The organism is Colwellia sp., assembly GCF_013214175.1.
Lineage (GTDB): Bacteria > Pseudomonadota > Gammaproteobacteria > Enterobacterales > Alteromonadaceae > Colwellia.
On record NZ_JABSPA010000003.1, the window covers coordinates 348110 to 360225 of the forward strand.

The window sequence follows — 12116 nt, forward strand, 5'->3', positions numbered from 1 at the left end:
TAAGTTGATAAGTTTTATTCGTTTTTATTATAAAATCTATAAAATCTATATTATCTAGTTAGTTAGCTTTCCTCAAGCTTCTTTATCACCTTTACATTAAAATCCTTTTCAACCCAAGTAAAAAGTTATAACTAGAGTATAACTAGGACACCCACTGTTAATTACTTGGCTCGTCTAATAACATTTGACTGGATTTTAGTAGGTTGTGGCGGTGGCACCCAAAAGATAAGGGGGAGTAAACGCACTGCTCAATAGGGCGCCACTGGGGTTCCAAAGGGGAGGCACTGCGGTACGTAGCCCCTTGGGAATTCTCATCATTTATAAGTAATCTTTTATATATTTTTGTGTAGCTTTTCTTACCTTTGAGGAAAGTAATAATGTTGATATCATGGTGGGAATTGCCATTAAAGCATACATGAAGGTGATGAAATTTATCACCATAGACAAGGATGCTACAGCGCCTACGATAATAAGTATCAGGTAAAACTGCTTATAAACCTTTTCAAATGTTTTACCAAACAAAAACTCACTACATTTACTGCCGTAATACCAAAAAGTTAACACAGTGCTAGTACTGAGAAAAAACACCATTACCATTAACAGATAGCTGCCTACGTTTGGAAATGTTTGCTCAAAGGCATAAACCGTCATGCCAACGCCTTGATGATCTGTTTGCCATGCACCGGTAACTAATACCGCTAAAGCAGTACATGTGCAGACAATTAACGTATCAACAATGGGGCCAAATGAAGCAACAAATCCTTCTCGAATGGGTTCGTTGGTTTTAGCTGCTCCATGGGCTAAAGATTCAGTGCCTATACCCGCTTCGTTAGAAAAAGCACCTCGTTGAACTCCGATAATAATAACAGTACCTATAAGTCCTCCGGCAGCAGATCCTGGATTAAATGCACCTGAAAAAATAAGCATAAATGTTTCCGGTATTTTATGGTAGTTCATCACCAGTAGCACTAATGTCATTATAAAATAACCTATGACCATTATAGGAACAACTTTAGTGGCTACTGCGGCAATTCGTGTTAATTTCCCCATGACAATCCAAGAAATCATCATAAATAATGCCAGGCCAACTAACAGATCGAAAGTGAAGTGATTGTCTGTTTCCGCTAACCCATAGGGGATGGCAATAACATCTCTTAATATTTGCACTAATTGGTTTATTTGAAAAAGAGGCAAGGCACCAAATATACAGCCGATGCAAAACAACCAAGCGAGGGGCAGCCATTTTTTATCTAAGCCTTCTCTAATCACATACATTGGCCCGCCCTGTAATTTACCACTACGGTCCTCACCTCGATACATAACAGCTAAAGATGCGGTATAAAATTTGGTTGCAATACCAACGATTGCCGTCAACCACATCCAAAATATTGCTCCTGGTCCACCCATGGTAATGGCGACAGCTACCCCGGCAATATTTCCAAGACCTAGCGTTCCTGACAGCGCGACAATTAACGCTTGAAAGTGACTAATATCTCCTTTGGTATTCTTTTCATTGTCATACTTGCCACTAATGATGCTAATAGCATGTGCAAGTCTTTTATAGGGAGCTAGTCTAGAGTGAATAACAAAATAGGCACCACCGCCGACAAGTAACAAAACCATGGGAAGTCCCCAGGCAAAGTTAACTAAAGTAACTAATATATCTTCCATTTTAACCTTTTTTTAAATGTGACAACGTATTGATAAATCAGCTAACACTATATTCTAGGTTAAAAAAAATTTACAGTTATTAACTCAGAAAAATTAGATTATTTGTCGCAGTGACAGCCAAAAGGAAGAGTGAGACTGTCTCCACTCTTTATTCCCTGCCTTTGGATTCCCCCAGAGCGGCTAGTAAACGTATTCTTTAATTCTCTCAACTGTTGTTGAGGCTTTTTCAAGTAAAGGCGCTGATGACGAAGACTGCCACTATTCATGGACGACTTATATTCTGATCTTAGTGGCAGGAATAGTGGTTTACGCTAGTTGAAATTAAAGGTTGAATGTTCTGCTGAGTAGGGCGTCGCAGAATCTTATTCTGCCACCGATAATAACTTGGTGGTAATTATTGGGGAACCCTCAGTATCTGACCCCATTTATTGTCAAAGCTTGCACAATAAAGAGTTCAGCTTGACGGCTTAATGGAATGCTTTGTGGCTTTCTTAAAGTGACTTCAATCTTTGCTAATAATACCTGCACTTTAATTTTATAATTAGGCTGTTCTAACAAGGGGTCAATTCGCCACCTCGTGCGTGGATTTTTTACATCTGGCTCTGTCTCTGATGATACAATCAATTTATATAGATAAAATCCAGCTAATCAATACTATTGGTTGGTAAATTACAAGGTTACTCCTGTGGAATATAAACAAATTGAATTTAAAAAGATCACTATTGATCACTTAACATGCCAGTCTTGTGGTTCTAAGCAGCATAATGTTATTGGAAAACTGACTTATTTGTATTTTTTTTTAGAAGTCATCCCCTTTGTCCCGGTTAAAAAATCCATCAATATCGTCTGTAACCATTGTGATAGCTCTTTTGATGTCGACTCACTTTCATCGTCTGCCTATAAAATACTTAGTAAAAAACTATTCAAATTATATGCCTTGGTCCCCATGTATACTGGCGTTATTCTGATTTTACTGGCGTTGTCTTATTGGCAGTATGATAAATATCAGGACAATTTACTCAGTAAAGAATATATTGAAAGCCCTAAAGTTAATGATTTTTATTATATTAATCAAAAGAGTATTAACGATAAAATACCACCCAATAAAAAGTATGTCTTGGGCAAGGTGGTCAGCCTTACTCCTAACACTGTTTCTTTGGTATTTTCACGCTTTCTTTTTGAAAACGAGTCCTCCTTAGCAAGTGACATACGAGGTGCCAAGGTCATAGATGCCAAGTATTTCAATAAAAAACATCATGTATTTACCCGCGAACAACTGATTAACTTCTATCAAAACGATACGGTATTATTGGTGCTACGTCCGAAAAACTTAAAGTTGTTTGGCACCATAGTTCTGACAACCAACATCGGTGTTAATAGGAAGGTAGAAGGTTATCGTGAAAATAGAATCGGTTTATCTTTTATGTTAGATGCTGATAATAAAGAAAGTTTAGAAGATGCCGAAAGATTTTTCTTGGAATCTGCCAATAAAGGTTATGTTCAAGGCCAACTTAATTTAGCTCGTTTGTATCTTGACAGCAATAAAATAAACCAAGCATTAGAGTGGTCAAAAATAGCAGCATTAAAAGGTTATGATTTGGCGATAGAATTTTATACTCAACACTGTAGCCTTAGTGAAGATTGTGATGTAGCCGCCTTTAATGCAGAACTCATCGAAGTAGGATTTTAATTAACTGGGCTAATTAACTGGGCTAATTAACTGGGCTAATTAACTATGCACCTACTGTTAATTTTTATTCTAACTTCAGCTTCTCCAACTGTGATGACTAAGTCTTTATAAACAAAAGTATCTGACTTTAGGTGTGTTCATATCAATAATAGTTTGTTATTTTAATGTATTCTGTCATCAGATTAGCTTATTAGGTAAAGCCCTCTAAGCCACTAAAAAAACAAATTAAATTGGGAGAATGAACAATGGTAAACATGTTAATTACATATCAACTTAATGACGGTGATGTTATTGAAATTAATCATCCAGAAGAGTTTGAGTTTAGAGATTTAGATGGCAACAGTTTAGGCAATGCTGAGGTTATCAAGCTTCATAATAATGATCTTATATTGGCTGAAGCCGCATTTGTAATTTCAGCCGAACATGAGAAAATTATTATACCAAGCGATGCTGCATTCATGGAATCAAAAGCAGGAGTAAAACAACCGTTCGATTTTAATGGTCTGGTAAAAGTCTGTGGTTTTTCTTCTGTTAAATATAAATTTGATAGACAAGGTGATGAGAGCTCTGCTTGGGTTGTCGCCTATCCTCTGTAATAATTGAGCGGCGCTTTGGGGATTGAAAAGGGGCTCGAAAGTTCCCCTTTCGTGCAGTCGTCATCCGACGCCAAGCAGGGAGCCGGGCTCTAAATAACCCCTTAAGTACTAAGGTAATGAAAAGGCTGGAGTTGTTTTCGGATGAATTATCTTACCAGCTCAATTACACGTTGAACTCAAATTAAATTATAATTTCACTGTCGCCTAAAAGCGACATAACTCTCATCTACCAAAAAATATCTACTCGTTGTTTTCTAAGAATTTATAACGCTATTCACTAATAATTTAGATCCAAATAGCCACGTTATCTTTTCATCTGTTGTCGGGTGGCGACAGTATTACCATCGTTTTCTTTCAACGTCTGCTGAAAATAGTTTAAAAACAGCTTATTACCACTATGGTGTGTTTTGTGCTAACCAAACCAACAAAGGTAAAATATAAATTAAGAGCTATTTATTATGAAAGTTGCTTGAGTTGCTATCGACATTCACAGAATAAAAGGCTTAACATCAAAAAAGGTAATTTACATGTCTAAGAATATTTCTACTTCTCTCCAGAAAACAGCAACTCGTTGCATTAAAATTGATAATTGGATTTTTGAAATTAAAGCTGTTCGAGCGATACGCGTAGAGGAATATGGGCAGCCTTATTCTGGTATCGCAAATATAAATATTAATGGCGATAAAGCTTATATTGATGGATTAATGACAAACTCAAATGTTGAGTTTGGCCGAGAAGATTTTGCGGCTTTTAAAGCCTATTTACAACAATTAGACATTACTAAAGTCGACTTTGACCGTTATAAAAACCAAGAAGCTATTGCTAAATCATTGGATGTTCCACCATTAACTGCCCGTTCAACAGCGTTAAAATTAGTGACCATCTGATGATTCATCAATAAATAGGCGCATGGTTATCCAATTAAAATAATAGTGTGCAGGGGAAGATGTATTGCTTACTTTAAAGTTATGATTTTAATATCATGACTTTAAAGGAACTTAGCTATAAAATCAGCTTTCCTATTAGTCATAACGAATTGAAAAATAACTTTTCCAGACGCCATGTTAAATTTACTAAATCACAAAACACCCTATTTATTAGTCGAGAGTAAAAAGATGTTAATACGCACTTTGTTGGTCAGTTCTGCTTGTTTCTTGATGTTTTCTTGCGGGAGTTCAAACAATTCTAGTAGCGTGTATAGCCCTGAAGAAATCAATGCGCACTGGTTAAAAATGAACCTTAAACGAGAGGGAGTGGTAGTCACTGACTCGGGGTTGCAGTACAAAATTTTAGAACATAGTACTGGTTGTAAACCTGACGCTGATTATAAAGTTACAGTGCACTATAAAATGTTGTCAGCTAGATCGAAACGAATTATCGACAGTAGTTACCAACGCGGTAACCCCAGTAAGTTTCAGCTAGCTAAAATGGTTAAAGGATGGCGTGAAGGTGTACCTATGATGAAGGTTGGTGAAACTTGGGAGCTTTATATACCGCCCCATTTAGCCTATGGCAGCAGAGGTTCACCAGGATCAGTTGCGCCCAATAGCGTACTTATCTCACAAATCACACTTGTTGATGCACGTTGTCAGGATTAGGCACTAAATCAAGTAATAAGTAATAAATGGGTCAGTGACAGTTAATAATGATAATTAATTGTTATTGTCACAGACCCTTTAATTCTGTTTTAACTCGGCTTTAATTAATCCATAAACCTTCAAGTTTTATATTCACAGCTATCATTTAGAAAAAGAAAACTTAGCCCAAGTCGATGTATCTGTATCTACTGCCTTTTCGGGATAAGTGAATGTCGTAGAGTCCTCATTGTGATAAATGCCGCTTACGCTAATCATTATATTCCAAGTATCACCAATAAATTTCTTTCGAAGAATTTGCATTTCCCTATGAGAACCCTTCAAGAATTTGGGTTTCAAGCCATCCTCTGATTCTACTCTGCCCGCATAAGGTACCCAAAAGCCACTCCAATCCTTTAGATTCCAACGGTCAGATCTACTCCATTCCTTGCCGTTGAATACTCGTTCTCCCAATTGAGCTGAGGCATGAAGGTTATGTAGATAACCCGTTTTAGCGTTCTCTATATAAATATCAATGACAGCATAATCTTCGGCTTTGCCTTTGGCGCATACGTATAATGAGTGGTCATCATGCATTAGATAAACGGCAGTTTTTGCAGGTAATTCGAATTTTATTGCTGATTGCCATTCGTCTTTGTCACAACGACCATCGAATAGCGGTGCTTTGTTGGTAGCGTTTATGGTGATGGTTTCGGGGGCACTATCTTTGGATGATTTGCCTTCGGACGCATTGGCTTGCGCAGTTACTAGTGAGAGAATTATGGTCGATAAAGCAACAGTTGATACAAATGTTTTTGACAGTTTATGCAGCATGTTTTCCTTTTCCTTGGCGGTTACAATGCAATCAGATAGTAAAGGGTATCTGCGGGGTTCCAATTGATTCTCGGTGAGTGGTGCTTTATTTACGCTCAATTGCAGTTTCAGCTTAGGCATCAAATAAATGGGGCAGAGTAAGTTTAAATGATTTTTCGAAGTGTCGATGACAGCCGGTTTTCATGGACGACTTATATTCTGAACTTAGCGGCAGGTTTTGACTGTAAACACAAAGTTGATGATATATGTTTTCACTGAGTAGGACGTCTCAGGGGTCTAAGGGCAGCGGTCGTTCCCCTTTTCGTGTAGTCGCCCCTGGGTGCTGTCGTCACTGCGACTTTAAGTAGGAAAGTAAACACCAAGCCTTGGCGTTAGCGCCAAAATATCGATATAACATAGCGCTATGGCAGTGACTTATTCAGGCATCAAGCAACTTTCTCATTAACTCTCTTGATTGGTACTGGGCGTAATAGGCTCAACTTTACTCATCACTAACTTCATTGTTAAAAAAACTTCTTTATTTGGATATCCATCGGCAATCAGTTGATGTTGTAGCTGAAATAAGCGAATGGCATGTCTGCTTTTAGGCCCCCATATGCCATCGGGCTCACCGGGTTCAAATGCTAACGAATTAAGCTGGCTTTGTAAGTTTTTCATTTCAGCAACACTATAAGGTTTCACCTTAGTTTGCTCTTTTTGAAAAAACTCAATGTCTTTAGCGCCAACTAATTTATTGGCCAATAAGCCTACTGATAGCGCATAGCTTTTCGACAAATTCCAGGTCATGATCACATTGAAATTAGGGTAAAGTAAAAATGCTGGCCCTTGATGGCCGGAAGGTAGATAAAGCTCAGCTTGAATATCATAAACAGGTAATGGTTGATTGTTAGTTTTTTGAACGCCTAACTGCTGAAAATAACTAAGTGGGTAATATTGATCAAAAGCTACTTTATCGAAGGCAAAGTTATCTGGTAATTTAACTTCTCTGCCCCAGCGCTCTTTGGCTTGCCAACCGATTTTACTTAAGTAATTAGCCGCCGTTGTTAATGCATCAACCTCACTGTTCCAAACATCCACTTTGCCATTATTATCACCATCAACCGCATATTTTAATAACGCTGAAGGCATAAATTGCATATGCCCCATTGCACCGGCCCAAGAGCCCTTTAGTTGCTCAATAGAAACTTTTTCTGTTTCAATTAAGCTGAACAAGTTTAATAATTCTTGAGTAAAAAACTCACTACGGCGTTGATCACAGGCTAACGTTGCTAAGGCATCAAGTACCGATATTTTACCTTTGTGTTTGCCAAAAACGGTTTCTAAGCCCCAAAAAGACACTAAATATTGGCGGGGAATACCGTATTTTTTTTCTAATGAGTCAAATAGCTTTTTGTGTTGTTTTAATTTTTCCTTACCTACTCGAACATGGTAAGCAGTAACCCTTGCCTTAATATATTGCTCAAAAGTTTGGCTAAATTCCGGTTGTTTTTTATCTAAAGCAATCACTTGCTCAATAGGGGAAATATTATCAATAACCGTTTGAGTTATATAGGAAGAAAACCCGGCGGTTTCAGCGCGTTCAACTAAATTAACTTTGCATTGAAGAAAATCTTGATCTGCAATTGTTGCATTAGCAAGTATAGGGAAAAGTGAGCAGATGATGATTAATTTTTTACTATTAAAAAGATTTAGTATCTGATTAATAAATGGCTTTGACGAGTGCATAAATGAGCATTCCTTGGCTAACACTGAAATTGAAAATATAATACCAATTGCACTAACTAAGTGATCATTTTCAAATGGCCTAAAGTTCCAATAACATCGTTGCTTTCAATCCCAATAGCCAGCTATTGCTCAATCAAGCGCCTTGTTCTTGAAAATTTATTCTCATTGAATTATGGAACCTTAATTAATCCAAATGGTATAAGAAGTAATACCATGGCTAAATTTTACATTGATAACAATGATTAAATCATCGTTTTAATTAAAAATAACATGTACTTTCATAGTTCAGCCAAGATTTTACTTTCATTTTAGCTGTTCGAGTGGCATGGGAATTCCAAAACCGATCTTTATATAAATGGTCTGTAACGCCCATTTTATATGGTCGCCATCGCGATGCTAAGCAGAAAATGAAAACTCCAAACAATGGCGTTGCACACTGGTTATTACTTCATAAAAAATAGGTGTTCACTTGATATGGTTGGACAAGCTAAATAGCTTGAATTATATATATTACAACACGTTATTCTAGTGATTGTTTAAGGGAACTTGAACCTCATACATATTAAGTATAAAATTATTTAAGTTTTAGATTTTTACGTTTTCGTAAAATATTCAAACCCGACCCCTAATCGGTTTTTTTTATGTTTTTAATTCATATTAAAAAAGCAGTAGTCGCAATAACCTCTTAAAGTAATTTATTAATAGCCATAGCTTCTTCGAAGTCACTATAAGGCTAATACAGGAAACCTCCATGAAAAAATTGATCATCACCGCTTCAGCTATATTGTTGTTACAAGGCTGTACAACATTTGACCCCTACACAGGTGAAAGTAAAACGACCAAAATTGCTATCGGAGCAGCTACGGGTGCCAGCTTAGCTGCTGTTGTCGCTTATATTGCTAATAAAGATGAAGACAGCAATACACGTAATAAACGTATTCTGGCCGCAGGAGCAGGTGGCGCGGCTATCGGCGGTGGTATTGGCTTTTATATGGACGCTCAAGAAGCGAAATTACGCAAGCAACTACGAGATAGTGGCGTAAGTATTCAGCGTGAGGGTGACAAAATCAACCTGATCATGCCGGGCAATATTATCTTTGCTACAAACAGCGCTAACATTAATAGCAACTTTACTGAGGTGTTAAGTTCAGTTGCTTTAGTACTTGAAGAATATAACCAAACCGTCATTGTAGTTGCTGGCCATACAGACTCTAGTGGTTCTGCTCAGCATAACCAAAGGTTATCTGAAGACCGTGCAAATTCTGTAGCTCAATTCCTACGTAGAGAAAAAATTCTTAGTGATCGTTTTGAGATAATAGGCTTTGGCGAAGATCAACCTGTAGCAAACAATAATACAGCTGGTGGGCGCGAGATTAATCGTCGTGTTGAAATTACATTATTACCTATTATTGAGTCATAAAAAGTAGCGAAAAATTAACAACGATACAATTTTAAATGTTAATTTTTGACTTCTGGCTTAATTGAATTTTAGTAATAAGCCGCGGCGACGCCACCCAGAAGAAAGAGTGAGACAGCCTCACTCTTTCTTTTTTATATTCATCTCCTGGAATATCTCTGAGCGGTTAATAAATGTTTTCTTAGTTCATTCAAGTGTTATCGAACCTTTAAATCGAGGGCGCTGAAGGTACGGCGGTACGTCGTTCCTTGGATGTGATCGCCACTGCGATGCCAAGCAAGGAAATAAACTCCATGATTTTGAGCTTATCACTCGCGATTGCAGATAATTGTAGTGGCCACCACGATGCAAAATAGAAAAAGACGCCAAGCCTCAGTTAAATATAACTAATAATATTTTGATCGTAGCTTTTAAATAAGCAACATTAGTATAATTAAACATCCACACTTCACTTTGCTACCTCCCATGTTATCTATTGAGCAATTACACTTTCAGCTATCTAGCAAATCACCGAATATGTCACCGAACTCATTACCGAATTATTCACCGAGTAAATCACCAAATGAGTCATCGTTATCCATTGAGCAATTATCTTTAGAAAAAGGTGAGTCACTGCTTGTACTAGGCGATAACGCCAGTGGTAAATCTGTCTTAGCGCAAATATTGGCAGGGCAGATAACGAATTATCAAGGCAGTGTTACTTTAACTGAAAAATTCACTACCTTAAGCTTTGAATTAGAAGCGCAAACCTTAGCGCAAGACCGTCTGAATGATCGCAGTGATTATATGGAAGGAGCGGTAGATAATGGCCGTACCGCGCGCGAAATAGTTATTGATGACAATCCTTTCTTACAAAGTGACTTAGACGAAATAGTTGCGCTATTAGCTATTGAAAAGTTGCTTGAAAAACCCTTTAAAATATTATCTACCGGTGAAACACGAAAGGTATTAATGGCACGAGCGTTAATGTTGAAACCGCAAGTAATGTTACTAGATGAACCTTATGCAGGGTTAGATATTGGCTCGCAGGCACATTTAAGTAGCGTGCTTAATTCGTTGGTGGCGCAAGGTGTTAGTATTATTTTATTTGATTTTTATCATCAAAGCCTACCCAGTAGTATTGAAAACCTGGTCTACATGCAAAAGGGTAAAATAGTACTTTCAGGTAAACGAAAGGACGTTATTGCTACTGAACAATGGCAGCAACTTAATGAAAGTCATTATAGTCTGCCACACCATTTACCCGACTGTTTAACTTACGATAGCCTGGGGAAAAACAAAACCTTGGTGTCGGTTAATAATGTTTCAGTAAGTTTTGAGCAAAAACCAATATTCAACGCACTCAACTGGCAGTTTGAGCTAGGTCAACATTGGCGCATTATTGGGCCAAATGGCTGTGGTAAATCAACCCTATTAGCAATGATTTCTGGCGATAGTGCAAAAGCTTACGGCAAAGATATTCATTTATTTGGTGTAAAGCGTGGCAGTGGTGAATCTATTTGGGATATAAAGCGTCATTACGGCTTAGTGAGCGCACAATTACATCGAGATTACCGGGTATCAACAACGTTAATCAAAGTGGTACTCTCAGGTTTTTACGATAGCATTGGTTTATATGATAGCCCGAGCCGACAGCAAGTAATTATTGCTCGTCAATGGTTAGTTTTACTAGGGCTAGAGCAGCATGAAAATACTTACTTTAATCAACTTTCATACGGTGAACAGCGTTTAGTATTAATTGCCCGCGCAGTGGTGAAATTACCGATGATTTTGATTTTAGATGAGCCATGCCAAGGCTTAGACAATCATAACCGTGAGAAAGTTTTAGCGTTAATGGACTATATTGCGGCAAACAGTAAAACCCACCTTGTATTTGTCAGTCATGATCTAAGAGATCAGCTTAAATGTATCACTCATGAGCTTGAATTTGTAATTCAAAGCAGTGATGAAACAATAGAAAGTGACGGTGGAAACCCTCTAGGCTACATTGCTAAGACAACCAAAAAGTAACGAGTTCTGTTCAAATATATAGAAATAAATAAACGTAATAAATGGGGCAGAGTTAACTATTGATAGGTTTCGGCGACGACAAACATAGCATTACTACTCCAAGCAAGGCAGGGCGATGGAGTTCGCCCTTTTAAATTGCTATGCAATAAAACTCAGCCAGTTATCGTCGGGTGAAATCACTTTGGCTCTTTACGCTTAACTTTTGTTCTTTATAAGATTGGATCATAGTTTTACTTCTATTTTTATTTTCTTCTTTATGCGAGTTAGCGCCTTTAAATAGTGCTACTTGGCTAATGTCTTTATTGTTCATCATCGTTATCCTTGTTTTATTAAGAGTTACCAGTCAAACATCTTCATATATGTGGTGACTTGTTGTTAAATGTCATTGAAGCACTGCAGTGAGTGAGTAAATGATACCTAAGTATTACGGATGTTACTTTGCAAGGAGTGACAACCACTATGCCATTTGCGCCAACCTGAGTTTATTTGGCTGTAATAGGGCTAAAGAGTAAATAAAATGCTCAGAAATAAAGGGGTCGATGACAGTTTAAAAGTAATACTATTTTCTTAACTTTTTTTCGCGGTGGCTATGACAGCCA

At 37.5% G+C, this 12116-nt stretch carries 10 protein-coding genes; 6 read left to right on the top strand and 4 right to left on the bottom strand.

What is annotated here, in order from left to right; all coding sequences use genetic code 11:
- Positions 1-318: 318 nt before the first annotated feature.
- Complete coding sequence (locus HRT55_RS09985) at positions 319-1671, bottom strand: sodium:alanine symporter family protein (RefSeq protein WP_291620904.1); 1353 nt, start codon at positions 1669-1671, stop codon at positions 319-321.
- Between the two features lie 685 nt (positions 1672-2356).
- Here HRT55_RS09985 and HRT55_RS09990 point away from each other — a divergent pair.
- From HRT55_RS09990 to HRT55_RS10005, 4 genes are all read left to right on the top strand, one after another.
- The gene (locus HRT55_RS09990; protein ID WP_291620905.1) at positions 2357-3361 is read left to right on the top strand and encodes a hypothetical protein; all 1005 of its coding nucleotides are present in this window, start codon (positions 2357-2359) and stop codon (positions 3359-3361) included.
- Positions 3362-3606: 245 nt separating this feature from the next.
- A complete protein-coding gene (locus tag HRT55_RS09995) occupies positions 3607-3957 on the top strand; it encodes a hypothetical protein (RefSeq protein WP_291620906.1) in 351 nt (116 codons plus the stop codon).
- Between the two features lie 527 nt (positions 3958-4484).
- Positions 4485-4844: a hypothetical protein gene (locus HRT55_RS10000; protein ID WP_291620907.1), complete on the top strand. Its 360-nt coding sequence runs from the start codon at positions 4485-4487 to the stop codon at positions 4842-4844.
- A gap of 228 nt (positions 4845-5072) precedes the next feature.
- Positions 5073-5555, top strand: a complete 483-nt coding sequence (locus tag HRT55_RS10005) for an FKBP-type peptidyl-prolyl cis-trans isomerase (RefSeq protein ID WP_291620908.1) — start codon at positions 5073-5075, stop codon at positions 5553-5555.
- Positions 5556-5696: 141 nt separating this feature from the next.
- Here the strand turns inward: HRT55_RS10005 and HRT55_RS10010 are convergent, their stop codons facing one another.
- Positions 5697-6464, bottom strand: a complete 768-nt coding sequence (locus tag HRT55_RS10010; protein ID WP_291620909.1) for a hypothetical protein — start codon at positions 6462-6464, stop codon at positions 5697-5699.
- A 342-nt stretch (positions 6465-6806) separates the two neighbouring features.
- Positions 6807-8090, bottom strand: a complete 1284-nt coding sequence (locus HRT55_RS10015; RefSeq protein WP_291620910.1) for a lytic murein transglycosylase — start codon at positions 8088-8090, stop codon at positions 6807-6809.
- Positions 8091-8841: 751 nt separating this feature from the next.
- On the opposite strand from HRT55_RS10015, the gene HRT55_RS10020 reads away from it, so the two are divergent.
- Together HRT55_RS10020 and HRT55_RS10025 are read left to right on the top strand one after the other, a co-directional pair.
- On the top strand, positions 8842-9510 hold the full coding sequence (locus tag HRT55_RS10020) for an OmpA family protein (protein ID WP_291620911.1): 669 nt from the start codon (positions 8842-8844) through the stop codon (positions 9508-9510).
- Between the two features lie 513 nt (positions 9511-10023).
- The gene (locus HRT55_RS10025; protein ID WP_291620912.1) at positions 10024-11517 is read left to right on the top strand and encodes an ATP-binding cassette domain-containing protein; all 1494 of its coding nucleotides are present in this window, start codon (positions 10024-10026) and stop codon (positions 11515-11517) included.
- 160 nt (positions 11518-11677) lie between these two features.
- Here HRT55_RS10025 and HRT55_RS10030 read toward each other — a convergent pair whose 3' ends face one another.
- A complete protein-coding gene (locus tag HRT55_RS10030; protein ID WP_291620913.1) occupies positions 11678-11830 on the bottom strand; it encodes a hypothetical protein in 153 nt (50 codons plus the stop codon).
- Positions 11831-12116: the final 286 nt, after the last annotated feature.

Bases quoted from the DNA above. Each gene is read 5' to 3' on its own strand.
- HRT55_RS10025 (WP_291620912.1), top strand. From the start codon at position 10,024: ATGTCACCGAACTCATTACCGAATTATTCACCGAGTAAATCACCAAAT.
- HRT55_RS10030 (WP_291620913.1), bottom strand. From the start codon at position 11,830: ATGATGAACAATAAAGACATTAGCCAAGTAGCACTATTTAAAGGCGCT.
- HRT55_RS10015 (WP_291620910.1), bottom strand. From the start codon at position 8,090: ATGCACTCGTCAAAGCCATTTATTAATCAGATACTAAATCTTTTTAAT.
- HRT55_RS10020 (WP_291620911.1), top strand. From the start codon at position 8,842: ATGAAAAAATTGATCATCACCGCTTCAGCTATATTGTTGTTACAAGGC.
- HRT55_RS10005 (WP_291620908.1), top strand. From the start codon at position 5,073: ATGTTAATACGCACTTTGTTGGTCAGTTCTGCTTGTTTCTTGATGTTT.
- HRT55_RS09995 (WP_291620906.1), top strand. From the start codon at position 3,607: ATGGTAAACATGTTAATTACATATCAACTTAATGACGGTGATGTTATT.
- HRT55_RS09985 (WP_291620904.1), bottom strand. From the start codon at position 1,671: ATGGAAGATATATTAGTTACTTTAGTTAACTTTGCCTGGGGACTTCCC.
- HRT55_RS10000 (WP_291620907.1), top strand. From the start codon at position 4,485: ATGTCTAAGAATATTTCTACTTCTCTCCAGAAAACAGCAACTCGTTGC.